Source organism: Lutimonas sp., from assembly GCF_051011215.1.
Lineage (GTDB): Bacteria > Bacteroidota > Bacteroidia > Flavobacteriales > Flavobacteriaceae > Lutimonas.
In genome coordinates this window covers 13,987-35,628 of the sequence record NZ_JBPCUJ010000132.1, presented here as the reverse complement: position 1 = coordinate 35,628, position 21,642 = coordinate 13,987, and the positions used below count along the sequence as shown (strand labels likewise).

Annotated in this window: 24 protein-coding genes and 2 tRNA genes; 17 read left to right on the top strand and 9 right to left on the bottom strand. The window is 37.1% G+C overall.

The features are described 5' to 3' along the window. Nucleotides 1-160 precede the first annotated feature (160 nt). The 3 genes from ACR2MV_RS12690 (at nucleotide 161) to ACR2MV_RS12680 (ending at nucleotide 3,887) form a co-directional block, all read left to right on the top strand. Entirely contained in the window at nucleotides 161-2,104 is a 1,944-nt protein-coding gene (locus ACR2MV_RS12690; protein WP_434022291.1) for a hypothetical protein, read from the top strand. Between the two features lie 107 nt (nucleotides 2,105-2,211). Beyond that, complete coding sequence (locus tag ACR2MV_RS12685; RefSeq protein ID WP_434022290.1) at nucleotides 2,212-3,225, top strand: pirin family protein; 1,014 nt, start codon at nucleotides 2,212-2,214, stop codon at nucleotides 3,223-3,225. Between the two features lie 245 nt (nucleotides 3,226-3,470). Beyond that, complete coding sequence (locus ACR2MV_RS12680) at nucleotides 3,471-3,887, top strand: hypothetical protein (RefSeq protein ID WP_434022289.1); 417 nt, start codon at nucleotides 3,471-3,473, stop codon at nucleotides 3,885-3,887. On the opposite strand, the gene ACR2MV_RS12675 is transcribed toward ACR2MV_RS12680, so the two are convergent. Next, on the bottom strand, nucleotides 3,884-4,156 hold the full coding sequence (locus ACR2MV_RS12675; RefSeq protein WP_434022288.1) for a hypothetical protein: 273 nt from the start codon (nucleotides 4,154-4,156) through the stop codon (nucleotides 3,884-3,886). The genes ACR2MV_RS12680 and ACR2MV_RS12675 overlap by 4 nt on opposite strands. A gap of 134 nt (nucleotides 4,157-4,290) precedes the next feature. After that, nucleotides 4,291-4,722, bottom strand: coding sequence for a hypothetical protein (locus ACR2MV_RS12670; RefSeq protein WP_434022287.1), 432 nt, complete (start codon nucleotides 4,720-4,722; stop codon nucleotides 4,291-4,293). A 314-nt stretch (nucleotides 4,723-5,036) separates the two neighbouring features. On the opposite strand from ACR2MV_RS12670, the gene ACR2MV_RS12665 reads away from it, so the two are divergent. From ACR2MV_RS12665 to ACR2MV_RS12655, 3 genes are all read left to right on the top strand, one after another. After that, nucleotides 5,037-5,387 carry a hypothetical protein gene (locus tag ACR2MV_RS12665; protein ID WP_434022286.1) on the top strand — a complete coding sequence of 117 codons (351 nt, stop codon included), beginning with the start codon at nucleotides 5,037-5,039 and terminating at the stop codon, nucleotides 5,385-5,387. 302 nt (nucleotides 5,388-5,689) lie between these two features. Continuing rightward, entirely contained in the window at nucleotides 5,690-6,136 is a 447-nt protein-coding gene (locus ACR2MV_RS12660) for a lipocalin family protein (RefSeq protein ID WP_434022285.1), read from the top strand. 158 nt (nucleotides 6,137-6,294) lie between these two features. Continuing rightward, nucleotides 6,295-7,038: a DUF6090 family protein gene (locus ACR2MV_RS12655; protein ID WP_434022284.1), complete on the top strand. Its 744-nt coding sequence runs from the start codon at nucleotides 6,295-6,297 to the stop codon at nucleotides 7,036-7,038. Nucleotides 7,039-7,112: 74 nt separating this feature from the next. Here the strand turns inward: ACR2MV_RS12655 and ACR2MV_RS12650 are convergent. Together ACR2MV_RS12650 and ACR2MV_RS12645 are read right to left on the bottom strand one after the other, a co-directional pair. Beyond that, nucleotides 7,113-7,196: transfer RNA gene (locus ACR2MV_RS12650), tRNA-Leu, on the bottom strand. Between the two features lie 64 nt (nucleotides 7,197-7,260). Continuing rightward, a tRNA-Lys gene (locus ACR2MV_RS12645) sits at nucleotides 7,261-7,336 on the bottom strand. Between the two features lie 110 nt (nucleotides 7,337-7,446). Between ACR2MV_RS12645 and ACR2MV_RS12640 the strand changes: the two genes are divergently transcribed. Further along, complete coding sequence (locus ACR2MV_RS12640; protein ID WP_434022283.1) at nucleotides 7,447-7,965, top strand: shikimate kinase; 519 nt, start codon at nucleotides 7,447-7,449, stop codon at nucleotides 7,963-7,965. Between the two features lies 1 nt (nucleotide 7,966). Here the strand turns inward: ACR2MV_RS12640 and ACR2MV_RS12635 are convergent, their stop codons facing one another. From ACR2MV_RS12635 to ACR2MV_RS12620, 4 genes are read right to left on the bottom strand one after another with little or no spacing between them, the layout of a single operon-like run. Beyond that, nucleotides 7,967-8,464: a phosphoribosyltransferase family protein gene (locus ACR2MV_RS12635; RefSeq protein ID WP_434022282.1), complete on the bottom strand. Its 498-nt coding sequence runs from the start codon at nucleotides 8,462-8,464 to the stop codon at nucleotides 7,967-7,969. A 5-nt stretch (nucleotides 8,465-8,469) separates the two neighbouring features. Further along, nucleotides 8,470-9,054, bottom strand: coding sequence for an SAM-dependent methyltransferase (locus tag ACR2MV_RS12630; protein WP_434022281.1), 585 nt, complete (start codon nucleotides 9,052-9,054; stop codon nucleotides 8,470-8,472). Further along, nucleotides 9,044-9,421, bottom strand: coding sequence for an RNA-binding S4 domain-containing protein (locus ACR2MV_RS12625; RefSeq protein WP_434022280.1), 378 nt, complete (start codon nucleotides 9,419-9,421; stop codon nucleotides 9,044-9,046). The genes ACR2MV_RS12630 and ACR2MV_RS12625 overlap by 11 nt, the downstream gene beginning before the upstream one ends. Nucleotides 9,422-9,436: 15 nt before the next feature. Beyond that, the gene (locus ACR2MV_RS12620) at nucleotides 9,437-10,963 is read right to left on the bottom strand and encodes a S41 family peptidase (RefSeq protein WP_434022279.1); all 1,527 of its coding nucleotides are present in this window, start codon (nucleotides 10,961-10,963) and stop codon (nucleotides 9,437-9,439) included. 140 nt (nucleotides 10,964-11,103) lie between these two features. On the opposite strand from ACR2MV_RS12620, the gene ACR2MV_RS12615 reads away from it, so the two are divergent. From ACR2MV_RS12615 to ACR2MV_RS12595, 5 genes are all read left to right on the top strand, one after another. Next, a complete protein-coding gene (locus ACR2MV_RS12615; protein ID WP_434022278.1) occupies nucleotides 11,104-11,613 on the top strand; it encodes an RNA polymerase sigma factor in 510 nt (169 codons plus the stop codon). Continuing rightward, entirely contained in the window at nucleotides 11,600-12,070 is a 471-nt protein-coding gene (locus ACR2MV_RS12610; protein WP_434022277.1) for a hypothetical protein, read from the top strand. Before ACR2MV_RS12615 ends, ACR2MV_RS12610 begins: the two co-directional genes overlap by 14 nt. 25 nt (nucleotides 12,071-12,095) lie before the next feature. After that, nucleotides 12,096-12,620 carry a DUF4252 domain-containing protein gene (locus ACR2MV_RS12605; RefSeq protein ID WP_434022276.1) on the top strand — a complete coding sequence of 175 codons (525 nt, stop codon included), beginning with the start codon at nucleotides 12,096-12,098 and terminating at the stop codon, nucleotides 12,618-12,620. 10 nt (nucleotides 12,621-12,630) lie between these two features. Continuing rightward, nucleotides 12,631-13,188, top strand: coding sequence for a DUF4252 domain-containing protein (locus ACR2MV_RS12600; RefSeq protein ID WP_434022275.1), 558 nt, complete (start codon nucleotides 12,631-12,633; stop codon nucleotides 13,186-13,188). Nucleotides 13,189-13,319: 131 nt separating this feature from the next. Continuing rightward, nucleotides 13,320-15,782, top strand: coding sequence for a M1 family aminopeptidase (locus tag ACR2MV_RS12595; RefSeq protein ID WP_434022274.1), 2,463 nt, complete (start codon nucleotides 13,320-13,322; stop codon nucleotides 15,780-15,782). 51 nt (nucleotides 15,783-15,833) lie between these two features. Here the strand turns inward: ACR2MV_RS12595 and ACR2MV_RS12590 are convergent, their stop codons facing one another. After that, nucleotides 15,834-16,229, bottom strand: coding sequence for a helix-turn-helix domain-containing protein (locus tag ACR2MV_RS12590; RefSeq protein WP_434022273.1), 396 nt, complete (start codon nucleotides 16,227-16,229; stop codon nucleotides 15,834-15,836). Nucleotides 16,230-16,525: 296 nt separating this feature from the next. Here ACR2MV_RS12590 and ACR2MV_RS12585 point away from each other — a divergent pair, with 296 nt between their 5' ends. From ACR2MV_RS12585 to ACR2MV_RS12565, 5 genes are all read left to right on the top strand, one after another. Further along, nucleotides 16,526-17,635 (top strand): M14 family zinc carboxypeptidase, encoded by a 1,110-nt coding sequence (locus ACR2MV_RS12585; protein ID WP_434022272.1) that lies wholly within the window; start codon nucleotides 16,526-16,528, stop codon nucleotides 17,633-17,635. A 94-nt stretch (nucleotides 17,636-17,729) separates the two neighbouring features. Next, nucleotides 17,730-18,215, top strand: coding sequence for an Lrp/AsnC family transcriptional regulator (locus tag ACR2MV_RS12580; RefSeq protein WP_434022271.1), 486 nt, complete (start codon nucleotides 17,730-17,732; stop codon nucleotides 18,213-18,215). A gap of 142 nt (nucleotides 18,216-18,357) precedes the next feature. Continuing rightward, nucleotides 18,358-20,337 (top strand): alpha-ketoacid dehydrogenase subunit alpha/beta, encoded by a 1,980-nt coding sequence (locus ACR2MV_RS12575; RefSeq protein ID WP_434022270.1) that lies wholly within the window; start codon nucleotides 18,358-18,360, stop codon nucleotides 20,335-20,337. A 75-nt stretch (nucleotides 20,338-20,412) separates the two neighbouring features. Next, nucleotides 20,413-20,919: a hypothetical protein gene (locus ACR2MV_RS12570; protein ID WP_434022269.1), complete on the top strand. Its 507-nt coding sequence runs from the start codon at nucleotides 20,413-20,415 to the stop codon at nucleotides 20,917-20,919. An 11-nt stretch (nucleotides 20,920-20,930) separates the two neighbouring features. Continuing rightward, nucleotides 20,931-21,605, top strand: coding sequence for an OmpA family protein (locus tag ACR2MV_RS12565; RefSeq protein WP_434022268.1), 675 nt, complete (start codon nucleotides 20,931-20,933; stop codon nucleotides 21,603-21,605). Nucleotides 21,606-21,642 lie beyond the last annotated feature (37 nt).

The following is a 21,642-nucleotide window of genomic DNA, read 5'->3' as shown; positions in this document are numbered from 1 at the left end:
TTTCATAATATGGTTTTGGTTTGATTTTTTCAAAGAAAATACAAGTGCACATTAGTTGTCAAACTTTTAATTTGAACGCAAGTCTGGGATTGTCCCATGGTTCTTATGGCTTGCGTTCATTTTGTTTAAACGAATCTAAAATAAACATAAACAATAAATCATGAAAACTTTTCTTAAATCAAGATTCTTAATCTTATTCATGTCTATCCTGACATTAACAGCCTGTAGTGACGATAATGATGATATTATGGTCGATCCGCCCGAACCTGAAATTCCAGAATTTGAAGGAAGAGTAACCTCCTACACGCTTGGTTCCTTGACCAATCCAGAAATTACAGGAACAGCCACGTTTACAGAAAACGAGGACAATTCTGTAACCATTGATCTCGATGTAGCCAACACCCCTTCTGGAGAAATTCTACCAGCACATATTCATGCTAATTCAGCAGCTGAAGATGGAGCAATAGTACTTACTTTGGCTTCTGTCGATGGAACAACAGGTACGAGTAGTATCACGGTAACTGCGTTTGACGATGGTTCGACTGCCACTTATGATACACTGATAGCCTATGATGGTTCGATCAACGTGCATCTCGATGAAGGTGAATTATTCTGGACCGTTATAGCGCAAGGCGATATCGGAGAAAACGTTCTGACGAATGTGTCTAAAACCTATGATCTCAATGAAAAAATGGCGCCAGGTATTCAAGGTACTGTTACTTTTTATGAACGTGTCAGTGGAGAAAGTTTAGCCGTAATTCGCTTGGAAAATACACCTGAAGGCGGGGTGCATCCGGCTCACATTCACGATGGTAATGCCCTTGAAGGAGGAGGCATAGCGGTTTCCTTGACTCCTGTAGATGGTACTACTGGCATCAGCTCAACCCATATAGCATCCTTAGATGATGGCACGGCTCTTTCTTATGATGACATCATGGTATATAATGGATATATCAACGTGCATTTAAGTGCTGAAGAGCTGGCTACAATCGTGGCTCAGGGTGATATCGGTGGAAATGAGTTGAATGGATCAGAGACGATGTATATGTTAGGAGAGAAAGATGCTCCAGGAATTTCGGGTATGGTACACTTCTACGAAAGGAATAATGGAGAAACATTGGCTAAGTTGATGCTTATGAATACACCTGAGAATGGAGTACATCCTGCACACATACATAATAATTCAGCGATTGAAGGTGGAGGAATTGCGGTTAGCTTTACACCAGTGGACGGAACAACTGGAATGAGTTATACGAATATTGCTTCATTAGATGATGGTACCGCCATAAGTTATGATGAACTGCTCAATTTTGATGGGTATATCAACGTGCATCTTAGTGCTGAAAACCTAGCGGTGATCGTGGCACAAGGTGATATAGGACAAAATGAATTAACCGGTATGACAATCGTTTATGATTTGGCAGAGAAAGATGCTCCTGGAATTTCAGGAATGATTACTTTTTATGAAAGAAAAAGTGGTGAAGCTCTTGCCATGATAAAGCTAATGAATACTCCAATGGGTGGAATTCATCCAGCGCACATTCATAATAATTCTGCCGCTGAAGGAGGAGGAATCGCTTTATCTTTCAATCCTGTCAATGGTGATACAGGATCAAGTGCTACTCACATTGCTCAGTTAGATGATGGTACAGCATTCGGATATGGTGATATCGAAACTTTTGACGGATATATCAATGTTCATTTAAGCGCAGAAAATTTAGCAACCATTGTGGCCCAAGGAAATATTGGTTCCAATTTTGGTGATGACGGTGAAGAAGGAGAAATGGTGACTTATGCTGTAGGAAACAGTGGATCTAGTGCCTACATTTTTACGGGAGGAGATTTGAATAACGAATCAAATCCAGACTTCACATTTAAACGAGGTGAGACCTATACGTTTAACGTGAATTCTCCTGGACACCCATTTTTTATAAAAACAACCGCATCCTTAGGAACTGGTGATACCTATGACAATGGAGTGACCAATAATGGAGCCTCATCTGATACTATTACATTTACTGTGCCTATGGATGCACCAGATACACTATACTATATTTGTGAATTCCATTCATCAATGTCTGGAACGATCAACATTGTAGATTAATCCCCCGATCTGTAGATTTATTCCCCCGAATCTATATCAAAGACCCCAGAATTTCTGGGGTTTTTTATTTGTATATTTATAGTTAAAATTAATATAAATCAACCTCAATGAATCATCCAGTCAAACAAATTACAGCTTTGGGATTTCCATGGGAAACAAGTGACCCTTTTCTATTCTGCGTACATCATGAGGATTTTTATCCCAAAGGGAATAAAGACCTTGGGCCCGAAAGTACTCTGGAAGGTAGAAATTTAGGAAATGACTTCACTATAAAAGATGGTTTCCGCATGTATCATGGCACTACCGTTCCTGGGTTTCCTGCTCATCCGCATCGCGGTTTTGAAACTGTAACGATTGCCAAAAAAGGGCTCGTAGATCATTCTGATTCCATCGGTGCTGCTGGTAGGTTTGGGAATGGGGATGTGCAATGGATGACAGCTGGCAGGGGAGTGCAGCATTCAGAAATGTTCCCTTTATTAAATGATAAAGAAGCGAATCCTTTTGAATTATTTCAGATTTGGCTCAACCTGCCAAAATCAAAGAAAATGGTGGATCCGCACTTTGCCATGCTCTGGAAGGAGGATATTCCTGTTTATGAGCAATTGGATGATAATGGAAATAAAACAATTGTTGATGTGATTGCAGGGGAATTAAACAATTTAAAAGCAGTAAATCCGGCACCCGACTCCTGGGCTTCTGATCCCGCCAATGAAATTGCTATTTGGACGATTAGAATGGAAGCAGACGCGGTATTTAAATTACCTAAGGCGTCAGAAGGTGTTAACCGTCGCCTGTATTTTTACAAAGGTGACTCGCTGAAAATAGCGTCAAAAGCAGTTCCAATTTACCATGCTGTTCGCTTAGGTGTTGATCAGGAAGTACTGGTCGAAAATGGAGCAGAAGAAGCACAGCTGCTTTTGTTGCAAGGCAGACCCATTGATGAACCGGTAGTGCAACATGGACCATTTGTGATGAATACTGCACAGGAAATTCAAAACACCATGCATGTTTTTCAGTCCACACAATTCGGAGGCTGGCCATGGCCAAGTCATGACCATGTGCACGCGAAAGACGCGGGTCGATTCGCAAAATTTGCCGATGGCAGTATTGTTAAAAAATAGAATTTTTTGAAAAATAAAAAAAAGATGTCTATTTATGTTGACCTTTCTTAACTGCCGTCATTAAATGGTACTCAAATAAACTTAAAAGATTGAAACTTTTCCCCAATAAGCCCCTGTTTTAAGGGGCTTTTTTATTTTTCAGGAAATAAAATAACCAACAAAAACAAGATTTCATATGACTTTTGTCATCGTATTTTTTTGATTATCCTCTTAATTTTACCTGATTGATGGTAAATTTTTGAATTATGAACGCGTATAGCAAGTCTTGGACACAAAAGGTAGTAAGTGAAATAGGTAAGGATTGGACACAGTTTTCTACTCCAATGAGTTTGAAAATTAAAGAAGACACCCAAAGCGTTATTTTTATTTCAGCTAACCTTGCTTTTAATAATGGACATAGAAGAGAGATTGATAAAAAACATCAAGGCTCTCTGTATTATAGAATCCTGGTGAATGGGGAAAAGCTTGTTGAATACCATGTGATAGATCCGTCTAATGAAAATAAAAAATCAGATATCAATCTTCATGCTGTTTCTGATATACCAGCAGGTGAAAGCACTGTAGAGGTGTATTATAAGACCTCAAAAAACGGCGCATGGGATTTGCTGGAGCAGCAAAACAGGAGGGAGTTAAGCGTCCTTTCATTTCCAAAATTAAACTAATACCTTTCAGAAAGGTTGTACATTTCTCTTAGTAAATCCTTGGGATTTAAATTACCTGTCAATTGAGCAAGTAACATGTCGTATTTAAATATAAAGGTGTCAAATTTATAATAATAAGGACTGTCCTTATATTCTTGCTTCACCTTGTTTAATCCTTGTATTACACCCTCAATAAATGTAATATTCATCAGACGCTTAAACTGCTCAGGATTTAAGTTTGGTGGTCCATTTTCCTTAGTGACTGATGAAAAGTAGGAGGAATATTTCATGCACCAAAGTTACAAGGAGAAGCCGTTGAGTGTTGATTAGGTTTGTACCATTTTTATATTTTTTTAGGCTGCTATCTTTCTGTAAAATTGTGTAAATCCATATGATTTGAATCTGCCTTTGAAGCTTCCTTGTTTTAGACTACTGATCCGTATCTATTTAATAGTTTTGCACCTATTTTACCACCTATCCAGGCCATTGGGATATAGGCCAAAAGAATATCTGAAAAGGCAAACCAGCTAGGTCCTGGAATTAAATAATTTACCCATATTCCACCGATCAAGAACAATATTCCGATGGCCAAGGCAAATGTCATTTTATGCTTAGAAGCGATTAGAAAAGCAATAATGGCCCCAGCCAATGTGCCTAAGGCATGGGCTAAAAAAGGAAAAATAAAGTATTCAAAACTGAGGGTAGGCATTAGTGAAGCCAGCGCGTCCATATCATTTGGGTCCAGACCTTCTATTGGAAAAACGGCATGCCCAGCCTGAATCAGCCCCATGTTAACAATACTGCCTGCAACCCATCCCAGGATGATGGCTAAAATATTTCTAAGAATTGGATTCATAAGGTAATGGTGTTATTAGAGAATAATATCTGCTATCAATAGAAAAAAGACAAATGACATGATTTTGCAGTTTAAGTTAGTTAAAATAATACAATTCTTTTCTAATGTTTTGTTCAGGAGGTAGATTCTGTTGTTGGATTGCCATACCTAAAACTCGTATGACTTAAAATAGAATTTTTCAAACAGGATGAACCATTCGGTAAATAAAATGTATCACTCGGGTATAATTTGATACCATTCGTCCAAATCAATTCAGAATTTCATGATTTATAAACTAACTTGTTTATAGTATTAATATAAAACCTTCAAAAAAAATGAAATTAATAGTTAGTGAAATAAATCATTATTGGGTGCACTTTCAAGCTGGAAAAACAAAAAACAATCTGGTTTATCCCCGAGCGATTATAAAATGTTATCACGATGATGACTTTGTTTTACAGGCAACTTTTTATCCTGATGGTAAATCCATACCAGAGAACTACCACGATGTGAATTCAAAACTCGTTTATTTGCGATATCCTATGTCAATGTATCCAAATGTCATTGATATTCTTAGAAATGAGAAACCCGTTTATTTCAGTTATTCAGAAAAAACAAACCTCGGCTATATAAGAACTGGTAAAGAACCAATAGGCGAAGGAGAAAATGATGCAGATTACTTTTAAGAAAGGGATCCTTACTAGTTTTTAATTATTGTAAGCACTTTAAATGAAGCACATGTAATTGTGCTTCATTTTTTTATACATCTTCCACGATGATTGCAGCATCACTGAATTAAAAATAAAATCATTTTAGATCCATGTGGAGCAGATTCGAATATATTCTCTGGCAAAAGTGAATAAATTGATTTCTGTCTTGGTTTAAGATTTATTATTGATATATCTTTGTCGCCACTATGTATATTACTGATTACCGTAATAAAGCTGTAAGCGGCGTTGTATCTTTAAAGCTGATTCCACTTTAAATTATGAAAAAGAAGAAGTCCCTTTTAATCATGTTGTTGGTCATACTGTTTTCTGTTTCTTGTGCAGACGACAATGAATTCCATAATTTGCTGGGTTCTTGGTCGGATATTCCTTCTGCTGGGAGGACTCCTGTTCAGAAAACTTCAAGTGCTAAACCACCTCCGATAGATGGTTGTACGGAAAAAATACTCATCACTTTCAATGAGAACCTTTCAGGTGATGTAAGGCTTCAGGAGATTGAATGCGAGGATGATCCAGGTAAAACCGACGATTTTACATGGAGTATTAAAGAAGACGAATTGAGAATTAGTTTTGAGCCATTATCTGATAATGATTGGGGTCTAAATTCGGGAGTAAATCTATTTTATATTTCAGGAGACACCCTTAAAATCACAAACGAAGATGGTAGCAGCATCGAGTTTCTCAGAGAACAAACAGCTGCTATGTAGTTCGCTTGCATATTCCTTCATATTAAGTGACACAGTTTTTTTATTTTTAGGCTCCTGATAAATATTTCAGTACGCTGGATAATGATTTGTTACCATTCGTCCTAATCAGTGACCCTTTTAACCCAGGCATTTTTATATTAGAGTTCTAAATAGTAACGATGCTTCCATTTTTTCGAAAAATACGCTACCAGCTGGCAAAGGAAAATCAATTCCTTAAATATAGCAGATACGCCATTGGCGAGATTGTTTTGGTTGTGATTGGCATATTGATCGCCTTGCAGATCAATAATTGGAAACAAGAAATTGAATCCAGAACGATTGAGCAAAATTATTTAAGCGAACTGAAGTTTAATTTGATCTCAGATTCAACGGCTATTCATGAGACTTTGACGTTCAACGAGAAAAAAACAGCCATGGTCCTGGAATTTATGAAGATTTTTGATGCTGAATTAACCAATGATCAACGGTTTGATATTTTTGAAACCTATTCAAAACCATTTACAGCCTACAGTGTTTTCAAACCTAAAATGACTACCTGGAACAATCTTTTATCATCAGAAAAAGTTAGTATTTTAAAAAATGTGAATCTTAGAAATCAACTAATTGATTATTACAGTTACGACTATTCCGGAGGGGTTCAGGAGCGTATTGTGATTATGAATAGAAAGATCATCGATGAAAATTATCAGAAATTTGTTACAAAACAATACGTTCAAAAGAATTTCGGGATGTCAACCCAGTTTTCTGACATCAGTAATTTATCCATACATATTGATCAGGAATTCTTCTCAAACCTTTATGGAATTTCATACATTATAATTTTGCAAAATACTTTTTTAGAAGAGTTACTTCAGGATATCAGAACGATGCTCATTTTGATAGATGAAAGATTGGATAATTAATTCAGCAATGTCTATGGCCGGTATTCAGTAAAAAAAAATGAATGCTAACTAAGTTTTGAAAGAAATTAAAAAAGTGCGCATGACTGGACTCGAACCAGCACGTCCTTGCGAACACAGCCCCCTCAAGGCTGCGTGTCTACCAATTTCACCACATGCGCTTTGTAAAGCAGATACAAATCTAAAAAAAAATCCGTCAGAAGACGGATTAATTATTTGAACTTTTGGTGACCTGGCTGGGGCTCGAACCCAGGACCCTCTCCTTAAAAGGGAGATGCTCTACCAACTGAGCTACCAGGTCAAATAATTCGGATGCAAAGATACATTCAATTATTAATTAAACAAGCGTTTTTTTTAAAAAAAATTTAAAGATATTTGTCGGCAATTTACAACACTCTGAATCAGTAATTTATGAAGACGGTACTTTTGGGCTATATGGGCAGTGGCAAATCTACAGTAGCAAAACTCTTGGCCAAGGCATTAAATTTGCCATTTATTGACCTTGATGATTATATTGAAGGGAAGGAGCAGCGAAGTATCAAATCTATTTTTGAGGATAAAGGCGAGATTTATTTCAGATTGCAGGAAAGTAAATGCCTGAATGAAGTTCTAACCGATAAGGCACCAGGCATTGTGGCTTTGGGTGGAGGAACACCTTGTTATGCCAATAATATGGAGTTGATTCGCGCTATGTCTACTTCTTTTTATCTAAAGGGAAGTATTGCAACGATCAAGCAGCGCCTGAGCTCAGAGAAAGCCAAGCGCCCTCTTATTGCTTCCTTAAGTGATGAGAAATTGACCGAATTTATTGCCAAGCATTTGTTTGAAAGAAGAAATTTCTATGAACAGGCACATCATACCGTGGTAATTGATGCTAAAAGCCCTCAGGAAATTGCCGATGAACTGATAAATATGCTACAGCCTATATAAGCTATTCTAAGAAGGCTTGAGCAGCTTTTCCTTCAAATTCCACACAGATGTGCTCTTGCATAGAGGTAGACAGCGAGAGCCCTTTAAAATCAGCTTTAATGGGGTATTTTTTATGATTTCTGTTAACAAGGACCACTGTTTTAAATCTTTTTAAAGGAACTTCTAAAAATAATTTTGCAGCATAGATCAGGGTTGTGCCTGAATTCAACACATCATCTACGAGCACTAAAGATTTGTTCTTGTAATCAGCAGCTGACAGACTCGTGCTTACGGCTTCAAGCGGTTTTTTCTTGTCAATGATCACTTCGCAAAGAACAACCTCAATCGGTGATATTTTTTCAAGGGCCTGCTTGATTCTTTTAGCAAAAATAAATCCGTTTTCTTTGATACCAGCTAAAATCACCTGCTTTTCATTAATGTTAGATTCGTAGATCTGATAAGCAATTCGTTTTGTCTTATGCTGAATTTGCTCATTTGTAAGGATAACTGTTTTTTGCATTGCTCTTAATTTGTCTTCTCAAAAATAATAAAAAGTTCTTTGCCCTGTCTTGGTTTTATAGAATTATAACAAGGGGCAATCGTGTTTAATTGGAAGCGTTTTTTAAAATCGATGGTATAGGCATCTTCGCTGCCACCAAATGGCGGTCCAACATCATCTAGCCGAAAGTCAAACAACAAGCCCACGAGCTTGCCATTCAGCGTAAGTAATGATTTCATTTTATCAATATAATCAACTCTTAAAGAAGGGTCTAAGGCGCAAAAAAAAGTTTGTTCCAGGATCAGATCATAAGAACCCTGATGCGCAAAAAAATCTTCCCGATGCATTTGGTGATCGGGAAAATCAGGCACTCTTTTTTTTAAGTTCTTAAGCGGCTCTTCAGCAATATCAAGTACGTTCACATTCCGAAAGCCTTGTTCCCATAAATAAGCTGCTTCATAGGCATTTCCTGCTCCTGGAATAAGGATGGAGATATCTTTATGATCAATCTGATCGACATAGGCTTTCAGGGGAGGAGAAACGCCACCCAAATCCCAGCCCAATTCATTTGACTGGTACTTATCACTCCAAAAATCCTGATCAAGCTTCATGCTCTTCTTCGTAATAATCGTCTATATCCCGACGGTCTTTTTTTGTAGGTCTGCCAGTTCCTTTCTTTCTGTAATAATCTTTAGAAAATTTAAGGATATCCTGATTCTCAAAGGCTTCTTTTGGTGTAACATCTTTTCTGTAAAGGTCAACCAGCTTGGCGCCAACTCGGTTGGGAGGCACATCAATAACAATGAATTCATAATTCACCTGGTTCTTTCGAACGGTTATTTTTTCACCGCTAAAAACATCCTTGGAAGGCTTTGTATTGCTTCCATCAATTTTTACATGTCCCTTTTTACAAGCATCCGTAGCAATACTTCGCGTTTTGTAATAGCGTGTGCACCATAAATACTTGTCGATTCGCATATTGACTAGATTTCTCTATTCTTTAAGGTTTCTCTTTATCAGGTGATTAAAATACATTTCATTGGCAAATTTATCTTCCTCAAATGACATTTTGATTTCCTTGGCCTGAAGCTGCAATTTTGACAAGGATTGTTTAGCAACAATCCCCGCAATGTCATCCAAGGCTACTTTTAGCATCACTTCATTCCTGTCACCAAAAGGCAATACATTATTCCAGTTTGAAGAGTCGTCTACTTCAATGTCAGGAGCAAAACCCTGAATATAATCACTCTCGCCATTTTTATTGAATACCTGAATGCAGATTGGCTGCATCGCATATTTGTGATTAGGATTGGCATTGTTTTGACCTAAGAAATCAGTTTCAGGAGTATCATATAAGGTAATAGAGCCCACATTTTTACCTTCTGTTTGTGTGCCGATTAATTTTACACTAGACATATAGGGTCTTAATCCGTTGATCAATAATTCACTTGCTGATGCTGAAGAACCAGTAGTCAAAACATACAACCTACTTAAGGTACTAATTCTGTTAATTGGTTCTTCTCCGATTACTTCTAATTCGGTATTCTGAATCTCTAAGACATCCTGAAAAATATCAGCTGAATTGAATTCTGAATGCTTTGAATTAAACTTTGTTTCGTAAAATACACCGTTCCCTGATTGAGCATAAATCATGCTTGCAAGGTATGTAGTGGCCAGACCAGATCCACCTCCATTAAATCGTAGGTCAAGCACCAGCTCATCGATTCCTTCACTTTTGAAATCTGCAAAAACCGCATTTAGTTCATCATTATAGGAATCTGCAAATGAATTATATAAAAGGTACCCCACTTTTTTTCCACCTATATCCGTAAATATTTTATGATAATGAACCGGATTTGCCGCCACCAGCGCGCGTGTCATAGTGATATCTCCCGCGTCGGTTAACACTCCATTATCTTCAGTTACAAGAGAAAGCGTTACTGTTTCATTGGATAGTCCTGAAAAAGCAGACTCCAAATTATTCTCATTTAAAACAGTGCCATTAATGGCATTCACTATATTACCTCTTTTTAAACCAGCGCCTTCGGCCGGAGAATTTTTTTCAACCAATAAAATAGCAATTACCACATCGCCCGCATTATTAATTTGAATTGTTCTTTGTGTAAATCCATACCTGGTGCGTATCCCTTGGAACGCATTGTTTTGAGCAACGTAATCGTCAATAAACCAGGAATACCTATCGGTGGCATTTTCATCACCGACCCTGATTGCATGATTATAACACAAATCATAGAAAAGGGTTCTATAATCATTATAACCATTCAAAAAGGTATAGTATTCTTCTAAATCATCATCTTTAGCATCGTCCAGCTTTTCTGATTCCAATTGCCAGTTATACCAAGAATTCATTCCCTGCCAGATAAAACTATTGAGGGGGTCATCTAAAGTAACCTTGTCAACCGGTGTTACAGGAGTTTCTTGAATATCGTTGGAATCACTACAGGCTATAAGGCCTAAAAACAGCAAGACTACAAGGCCTTGGGGGAAATACTTCTTCATTTTTTAACTTTTTTCTTTTTTCTCAGTCGTAAAAATAATGCTTTTTTTACTTTTTTTTTCAATTCCTTGTAACAAATCAAAGAATGGCTCGTGTTAAAAGTGTAGCAAGATTTGATAAATTGCTTTATTATTGAGAATTGATGAACCAGAAAGAATTTCTAGAAACGGTATTACCATTTAAAGATAAAGTGTTTCGCTTAGCGAAAAGATTGCTGGTATCGTCTGATGAAGCTGAAGATGCAACGCAGGAATTGTATTTCAAACTCTGGAAAAATAAAGCTAAAATCGAAAACTATGATAATGTGGAGGCTTATGCCATGATGATGACCAAAAATTATTGCCTGGATCAGCTTAAGTCGAAACGAGCTTCAAATTTAACGTTGGTACATAGCAACTATAAAGATGAATCTGAAGAGCTTGAATCAAATATAGAATATAAGGATAGCGCAAGTATCATCAAAAGAATGATGAATGAGTTACCGGAAAAGCAACGAATGATCATTCAACTGAGAGATGTAGAGAATTATGATTATGCTGAAATAGGAAAAATAATGAATATGGAGCCCACGGCAATCAGAGTGGCCCTGTCCAGAGCAAGAAAGACATTGAGAGAAAAATTTATTAAAAAACAGAATTATGGAATTGGTTAAAATTGAAAATTTACTGGAAAAATACTTTGAGGCAACCACCACCATACAAGAAGAGGCTGTTTTAAAAGAATATTTTGCACAAGATAATGTAGCACCTCATTTAATGGAACATAAAGATTTGTTCAATTTCTTTAGTGACAGCTCCTTGGAAACGTCAAACAGAACCATCGAGTTAAACGATAAAAAGAAAAAAACCATTCCACTTAGATGGTTGTCGATCGCTGCCATGTTGGTTTTCTTCTTCGGAGTATACTCTATATACCAAAAGAATGAATCAGAAAAGGAAGAAGCCCGATTGGCTTATATGGAAACTCAAAAAGCGCTTGATTTGATATCAAACAGCTTAAATAAGGGAACAGGAGCAATTGCTCAACTAGATAAATTTAACAAAGGAACGGATGCAATGGCCCAGCTCCAAACCTTTGGGAATGTACAGAAAAAAGTGTTTAATCAATAAGTAAGAATCATTAAAAAATAGAATCATGAAAATTAATAAAATCATTTTAGTAACGGTGTTTGTGATGTCTGGATGGATTGCCAGCGCTCAATCACAATTCGATAAATTCGAAGATATAGACGGGGTAACCTCGGTGGTAGTAACACAAAAAGCCTTCTCCTTAATGAGTAAAATAGGGGCAGAAACAGAAGATCAGGAATATATGGATCTGATCAAGAACATTGAATCATTGAGAGTCTTTGCAACAGAGAGCGCCGAAGTAGCGGTTCAAATGGAAAAAGCAGCAACAAGTTATTTGAAGTCAGCCAACCTTGAAAAGTTGATGACAGTAAAAGAAGAAGGAAGTAATATTTCCATTTATGTGAGAGAAGGTAAGTCTGAAGACTTTGTAAAAGAGTTGTTTATGTTTGTGAAAGACAATGAAAAAACATCTCAGGAATCTGTCATCATTTCTCTTACCGGAGATATAGATTTAAACCAGATTGCCAAATTAACTGAAAAAATGGACCTTCCCGGTGGAGAACACCTTGAAAAAGCAAGTAATCAATAAACAAGCGATCATGAAAAACTCAATCAAAAAACTCTCTCTATTACTAATGGCTGCCCTGGTGTTCGTTTCCTGTAATAATCAGCCCACGATTCAGGAGTATTATGTGGACAAACAGGAAAATGATAATTTTATAGCCATTGACCTGCCGGCCAGTCTTTTAAAAGTAGAAGATGGAGCCTCAGAAGAGACTAAAAAAACCATGTCAACTATTAAAAAATTAAATATTCTTGCCTTTAAAGTGACAGAAAGCAATACGGCTGAATACAAAACAGAGCTGGCTCAGGTTAAAAGCATTTTAAAAGGTGATCAGTATAGCGAACTTATGCGAATGAAGCATGAAGGAATCAATATTGTGATTAATTACCAAGGAGAGGATGATGCGATCGATGAATTTTTATTGCTGGCCTCTGACAACGATAAAGGTTTTGCTTTGGCCCGTGTATTGGGAGACAAGATGCAACCGGAAAAAATCATGAAAATGGCAGAGGATTTTAATAATATCGATAAAGGAGGCGCTGGAGAAGCTTTGTCTCAATTGTCAGAACTTTTTGGTGACGAAGGAATCTAAAACGATTCATACTTCACATATAAAGCCGCTTTAGCCTGTCTGAAGCGGCTTCTTTTTAACCTTATTTTAACGTGTAATTTACCTTATATTCTTCTATATTTGCGCCTCAAACCGTTAATTTTAAAGAGAATATGAAAAATAAATTATTATTGCTATGTTTTTTCCTGAGCGTTGGATTGGGTATTGCACAAGAAACTGAAGAAATCAATACTGAATACAGGGCAGAAAGAGAAAAGGTGAGTGACCTTGTTCACACCAAATTAAAAGTAAATTTTGACTTTTCAAAAAGCCAGATGGCAGGAGAGGCCTGGATCACCTTAACTCCTCATTTTTATAATGTTAGTGAGTTGGAACTAGATGCCAAAGCCATGTTGATTCATGAAATCACATCCGATGGCAAAACATTAAAATATGAATATGATAATCAAAAATTAATCATTGATCTTGGAAATACCTATGCCAAGGGTGAAGAATACATCGTTTACATCAAATACACGGCACGACCTGAAGAGGTAGAGCAAGAGGGTAGTGCTGCCATCACAAGCGCCAAAGGCCTGTATTTTATTGATCCGCTGGAAAAAGACCCCAATAAGCCAACACAGATTTGGACTCAAGGGGAAACCGAAGCGAGTAGCTGCTGGTTTCCAACCATCGATGCGCCGAATCAAAAAACTTCTCAGGAAATCTATATGACGGTTCCTGACCAATATGTAACCTTATCGAACGGGTTATTAAAAGAGCAAACCAAGAATAATGACGGCACAAGAACAGATTACTGGAAATTCGACAAGAAACATGCTCCCTACCTTTTCTTTATGGGGGTTGGAGAATTTAGTATTGTGGAAGATACATGGAAGGATATTGCCGTAGACTATTATGTAGAGGAGGAATATGAGCCATATGCCAAAGGGATTTTTGGTTTAACCCCTGAGATGATCACTTTCTTTTCAGATTATACAGGAATTGAATATCCTTGGTCTAAATACGCGCAATTTATCGGTAGAGATTATGTAAGTGGTGCGATGGAGAACACAACGGCAGTAATTCATGGTGAAATGGCTTACCAGACAGCGAGTCAACTCGTTGATGAAAATACCTGGGAAAGTACTATAGCGCATGAATTGTTTCATCATTGGTTTGGAGATCTTGTTACAGCCGAAAGCTGGAGTAACCTAACCGTTAATGAATCTTTTGCCAATTACAGCCAGTATCTGTGGTATGAATACAAATATGGACGGGATCATGCAGATGCGCATCGCCTAGAAGAAATTGAAGGTTATATGACACCTGACAATGAGTTAAAAGATTTGGTGCGATATCACTATAACAGCAAAGAAGATATGTTTGACGCTGTTTCTTATAACAAAGGAGGCGCTATTCTTCATATGCTGAGAGCTTATTTAGGAGATAAAGCTTTTCAGGCAGGAATCAATCAATACCTGAGCGATAATGCCTATGGAACAGGTGAAGCTCATCAGTTGCGACTTGCTTTTGAAGAAGTAAGTGGTAAAGATTTAAACTGGTTTTTTAACCAGTGGTACTTTAGCAATGGTCATCCTGTATTAGATGTAAAATATGTGTATAGCGAAGAGGCAAAGATTGTAACGGTTCAGATTGAACAGACTCAGGCAGGAGCTGATGTCTTTGAATTTCCACTTGCCATTGAAGTATTTGAAGGTGATTCGCCAAAAAGGTATGAGGTTTGGGTTGACAAGAAAAGTAATTCATTTTCATTTAAATATACAGAAAAGCCAGACTTGGTCAATGTAGATGCCGATAGAACATTGCTGGCAGAAATTTCTGATGAAAAAACAACAGAGAATTTAATTCACCTATATAAGGTGGGTAAAAAATATGAGGATAGAAAAGAAGCTGTTGAAGGATTAATAGAGGAGCAGGGTAGTAATGATGAAGCTTTCAAGACAATTCAAACCGCTTTAAATGACTCATATTACGGCATTAGAATAATGGCAATAGAAGGTATTGACCTGAGTCATTCAGATGCTAAGAAAGCGGTTAAAACTATTGAAAGTCTGGCTAGCAATGATGAAAAGACTTTGGTCCAGGCGGAGGCTATTAAGAAGCTTGCGGAATATGATGATAAAAAGTATTTGGATTTACTGAACACCTCTTTGTCAAGTCCTTCAAGTGCTGTTAAAGGGAGTGCTTTAAAATCCTTGTACTGGGCTGATAAAGATGCTGCTTTGACCTATGCGAATTCAATTACTGATGATTTAGAGAAAGAGGGCTTAAAAGCTGCTTTGATGCCTATTTTCATTATGGATAAAACAGAATCTCAAATTGCTTTCGTAGGCGGAAATCTGATTTCTGGCATGTTTTTTACGGAAGATAAAGAGGAGCAGAACATATATAAGGAAGGTTTTCAATGGGTGGCTGCTACTTCGGATGAAGAAGCAACTCAGAACTTGGTTGATTCTTTTGTGAAACTGGGAACTCAATACAAACAATACGGAGCTGATAAAATTGCGATACAGGTATTGTCACAGGTGTTAGGAGCTAAAAAAGCTTCTGATTTTGAGAACAAAGAAACGTTGATCAACATCGTACAGGAAGGTATTGCAAGTTTGCAATAGGTTTCCAAATAACATTCAAAACCCTCAAAAGCCATGCTTTTGAGGGTTTTTTTATTGTATATATTCTTTAAAGGTCCCATCTTCAAAAAACAAAACAATCCGTTCTATCTTTTTGGAAGTATGTGCGCTTGATGCAAGGCTTGTTGTTACGGGATTGTTTTCTATTGGTTCTTTTTTTGGTTGAATCGTTTTTTGTTCAATGATTTGGTCAGGCGATGTGTTGTTTGGAAAATTTCCTTTTCCATTGAGCAACCAGTATAATTCAACTTCATCGAATACTTTTACAACCTTTAAAACAAAATCCAGACTAGGTTTATTTCTGCCCGATAGGAGATGGGAAATACTAGACCTAGGTACTTGAATTCTATCAGCAAAACCGGAGGCTGATAATTGATAGAATTCCATGATGGTTCTCAGTCGATTCGAAAATTCCGAATTGTTTATCATTGTAAACATTGTTTAATTTACAAATGTAAATAATTTATTTCTTTTGAGATTGAATTAATTATTTAAATAGCGATATACTTTAAATTTTATTAAAGTTATACCTTAATTTAGTATTAGTAATACACTGAATAATAGTATTTAATAAATATGAACTTGTTAAAATAAGTTTTTTTGATAAAATCATTTGAATCAAGAAAGTTGTTTTCGCGTTCTTGTTTACATTTGTAATCAAACAGGTGAATTTACATGTTTACAATTGTAAATTAGTAATTGTTTACATTTGTGAAATGAAAAAAATGGATATAGAAAAAATCTCTTTATGGCATGATCAATACCAGGTTCGCGGGTTTGATAAACGTTATGTCAGATTAAAAGATATAGACCCTTTTTTAAAGACTCTGAATGATGACTTTGAGTTTGTTAAAATCGGAGAGTCTTTCCAAGGGCGGGACATCAATAAAATAGTTATTGGGAAAGGGAAAATAAAGGTCTTGTTGTGGACACAGATGCATGGGAACGAATCCACAGGAACACGTGCGCTTTTAGATCTTTTGCGTTTTTTCAAAATACCTGAAGGTCAAGAAGAGCTTGCCAACCATATTTTGAATGCCATCACTCTATATTGTATTCCTATATTAAATCCTGACGGAGCTGTGGCTTATACAAGAGTAAATGCTCAGTCAATTGATCTGAACAGAGATGTTATTGCTAAAAAAGCCAAGGAGAGTCAATTGCTTCAGTTCTGGTTAAAGAAAATCAATCCTTCCTATTGTTTTAACCTGCATGATCAACGCAACATATTCAGTGTAGCACCATATAATAGGACGGCCACCATGTCTTTTTTAGCTCCATCAATAAATGAAGAGCGCTCGATGAATGAGGGCAGGAAGCAGACCATGACGGTCATTGCCTCTATAAATAAAGAGCTGCAAAAATTTATCCCAGGACAAATTGGGAGGTATACCGATGAGTTTTATCCGACGGCAACCGGAGATAATTTTCAGAAAATGGGGCATAACACCATTTTAATTGAGTCAGGGCATGCAAAAGGAGATTCTTTAAGGCGGGTGTCCAGAAAGGCCACTTTTATGGCTTTGATAGAAGGATTGAGACATATCGCATCAAAGGATGCCGCAGATATGCACAAGGCCTATTTAGAAATCCCTAACAATGAAAAGAAATACCTCGATCGCATTTATAAAAATGTGGTTGTTGCCGGGGAACGGACAGATTTGGGGATATTACTTATTGAAAAACTTCAGAAAGATCGCATTATTTTGGTGCCTAGTATAGATCAAATAATGGATTTAAAGGATTTTGCCGCAGACGAAATTATTGAAGCTGATCATCTTGATTTCGAAGATAAAAATGCTGCAGAGAATTGGGTTAAAAATAGATTTAATTAAATAAAGCCCATTAAAAGGCAATCTTTTTTAATAAAAAGCGTATTTAATTTACAAATTTTTATCATATTTGCAAATTAAACAAAACAAAGTACTTATGTCAAAATTCAAATTGGATGAACTTGATCATCAGATTTTAGAAGCCTTGATTGAAAACGCAAGAACACCTTTTACAGATATCGCTAAAAACCTATTGGTTTCGGCAGGAACGATTCATGTAAGAGTGAAGAAAATGGAAGATGAAGGAGTGATTAAAGGATCTACATTAAGTGTTGATTATAACAAAATGGGTTATACTTTTATAGCTTATGTAGGTTTGTTTCTGGAAAATTCTTCAACAACGCAAATGGTTATAGATGAAGTTCGAAAAATTTCAGAAGTTACTGTTGCGCATTTGACCACAGGTAAATTCTCAATTTTCTGTAAGATCAGAGCGAAAGACACCATGCATGCAAAAGAGATTATCTTTAAGCTTGACAAGATTCATGGAATAAAGCGTACTGAAACATCCATTTCATTGGAAGAAGTTATCAACGATAAGAAAAGGTTGATGCATCAGATCTTTAAAGAAATTGCTTTCTAGAAGGTATCAAGTAAAGAAAAAATCCTCCTCCTCATTGTTCATTTAATGAGGAGGATTTTTTTTGTTTAATATGTTCGTATGAAGATAAAATATTCGATATTTGAGTATTAATTTGATCATTCATATCTAGATATACTTCTCTATGAGTTTTGACTATAGCCGCCCAAAATTAAAGGATGCAGAACTAATTGATCTTTATAAAGCGATGTTGAAATCGCGTATGATCGAAGAAAAAATGCTGATACTTTTAAGGCAGGGTAAAATTTCCAAATGGTTTTCGGGCATGGGTCAGGAGGCTATTTCTGCTGGAGTGGCTCTGGCACTGGATTCAGATGAGTATATTTTACCGATGCATCGGAACCTTGCTGTATTTACCTCAAGAAAAATCCCTTTGAATCGATTGTTTTCTCAATGGCAAGGTAAAGAAAATGGCTTTACTAAAGGCCGGGACAGGTCTTTTCATTTTGGGACCCGGGAGTTTCATATCGTCGGAATGATTTCTCATTTAGGACCTCAATTAGGAGTGGCCAATGGTATCGCTCTAGGAAGTCTTTTAAAAAAAGAACAAAAAGTAACAGCAGTTTTTACGGGTGAAGGAGCTACAAGTGAGGGTGATTTTCACGAAGCCCTGAATGTAGCTTCTGTCTGGAATTTACCTGTTATATTTTGTGTTGAAAACAATGGATATGGATTATCTACACCTTCATCAGAACAGTTTAACTGCGAAAACATTGCTGACAAGGGCGTTGGTTATGGGATGGAAAGTCATATCATAGATGGAAATAATATTGTAGCTGTTTATACAAAAGTGAGAGAGCTCGCCATAAGTCTAAGGGCAAACCCGAGACCTGTTCTTCTGGAATTCAAAACCTTTAGGATGCGAGGTCATGAAGAGGCCAGTGGCACTAAATATGTACCTAAGGAACTATTGGAGAAATGGGCAATGAAAGATCCTTTAGAGAATTTTCAAGCTTTTTTAAGAGATAACCATATTCTTTCAGAAACAAACGAAGTGGTCATTAAGAAGGAATTTACCCACGAAATAAGCGATAATTTAGCGCTTGTTTTTAGTGAACAGGAAATTGAATCAACGTTGGAATTAGAATTAAATGATGTATTTCAACCCTTTGATTTGGAGGTGATAGCACCCTCAGAAGAAAATAGTAATATTCGGCTTGTTGATGCCATTTCTAAAGGTTTGTATCAAAGCATGGAGCGCTTCGATAAAATGGTCATCATGGGGCAGGATATCGCTGAATATGGCGGGGTGTTTAAAATTACGGAAGGTTTTTTGGAAGCCTTTGGAAGAGATCGGGTAAGGAATACTCCAATTTGCGAATCATCTATTATCGAAGCTGCTTATGGCTTATCCGTATCGGGTATCAAATCAATTGTTGAGTTACAATTTGGTGATTTTGTAAGTTCTGGTTTTAATCCTGTTGTGAATTTGCTGGCCAAATCACATTACAGATGGGGACAGGCAGCGGATATTGTAATGCGCATGCCTTGTGGAGCTGGTGTAGGAGCCGGACCTTTTCATAGTCAAACCAACGAAGCCTGGTTTACAAAAACACCAGGGTTAAAAGTGGTATATCCGGCATTTCCGGTTGATGCCAAAGGCTTGCTCTGTGCAGCTGTTGAAGATCCGAATCCGGTAATGTTCTTTGAGCACAAGCAGTTGTATCGTTCGGTTTATCAGGATGTGCCTGATTCTTATTATACGATTCCACTAGGGAAAGCTGCCTTGGTACAGAAAGGTGAGGATGTGACGGTAATAAGCTATGGGGCAGGAGTTCATTGGGCCATTAATACATTGGAGAAACTGGATATAAAGGCTGATTTAATTGATTTGAGAACCTTATTGCCACTGGATGAAGAATCAATATACGCATCTGTAGTTAAAACCGGAAAAGTAATCATATTACAGGAAGACAGCGTTTTTGGTGGCATAGGATCAGATATTTCCGCCCTGATCATGGAAAATTGCTTTGAGCATCTGGATGCTCCGGTAATGAGAGTTGCAGCGCCTCATATGCCGATTCCATTTGCTAAAAATCTGGAAGCACTTTATTTGCCAAATAAAAAATTTGAGTCAAAAATTCAAGAATTAATAGCGTATTGATCATTTTCAGGAAGGTTTTTGAACGAAATATTTCGTAAATTTGAGATTCATACTTAAAACTAAAAAACCTATCCGATGAAAAAACTACTTTTTTTAGCATTTGTAATGCTACTTGTCAGTTCCTGTGGATCTACCCAGTCTAATACAGAGGCCAAGCCAAGTAAAAAAACTTTAAAAGGAACCTGGGAAATAACAAATATCAAGTTTGTAGGTGAAGAAGGTTTGTACAAGGCCAATCTTTTTGACATGGCCGACTCTGCCTGCTTCAAGGGAAGTGAATGGGTCTTTATTCCTAATAACGGTTCCGGAAAATATGCCATTCAACAGGGTTCTCAGTGTGAAGCAGTGGCAACACGCATACATTGGTCTTTCTATGAGCCAGGTGATGGGACGTATCAATTCCAGTTTAAATACGTAGATGAAAAAAACAAACCTATAGATGCTGCCAACCGAGGGTATCGTTCCACCATAGATTCTCTGGAAGAAAATACCATGTTGATGCGTGTTAAAACTACCCACGAAGGAAAAGAATTTGATGTAGTATTGACCTATACCAAGGTTTCTGAAGATTTCGCCTTATAAAATTATAACTTATGTTGAAAAAAATTAAAATATACGGATTGTCTTTGGCGGTTATTTTGTCATTGAATATAGGATGTACAGCTATTCAAAATTCTAATAAAACACAAAGAGGTGCAGGGATTGGCGTCGCTGCAGGTGCTCTGGTTGGAGGTCTTATCGGAGGTAATATTGGAGGTGCCCTTATCGGTGCTGCTATTGGAGGTGCCGCAGGAGGTCTTATCGGAAACCATATGGATAAACAGGCTGATAAAATTGAAGAAGCTGTTCCAGGTGCTGAAGTAAAAAGGGTTGGTGAAGGAATTCAGATCATTTTTGATGACAAAAGTGGTGTTAATTTTGGTTTTGACAGTGCTGATCTAACCTCGAGTGCTACTAAAAATCTGGATGCAGTTGCTGAAATATTTATTGAGTTTCCTGACACGGATCTAATGATAGAAGGTCATACGGATAGTGTGGGAGATGCCGATTACAATATGAAGTTGTCTAAAAGAAGGGCCGAATCAGTGGTTGCCTATTTAAAATCAAAAGGTGTCGCCGGAAGTCGTTTTAAGGTTGAAGCTTTTGGAGAAACCAGACCCAGATTTGACAATGGGACAAAAGATGGTCAATCAAAAAACAGACGTGTTGAGATCGGTGTTGCTGCCAACCAACAGATGATCGAAGATGCAAAGGCCCAAACGGAATAAAAGTTATTGAAATTAAACGATAATGAAAACTGGCAAG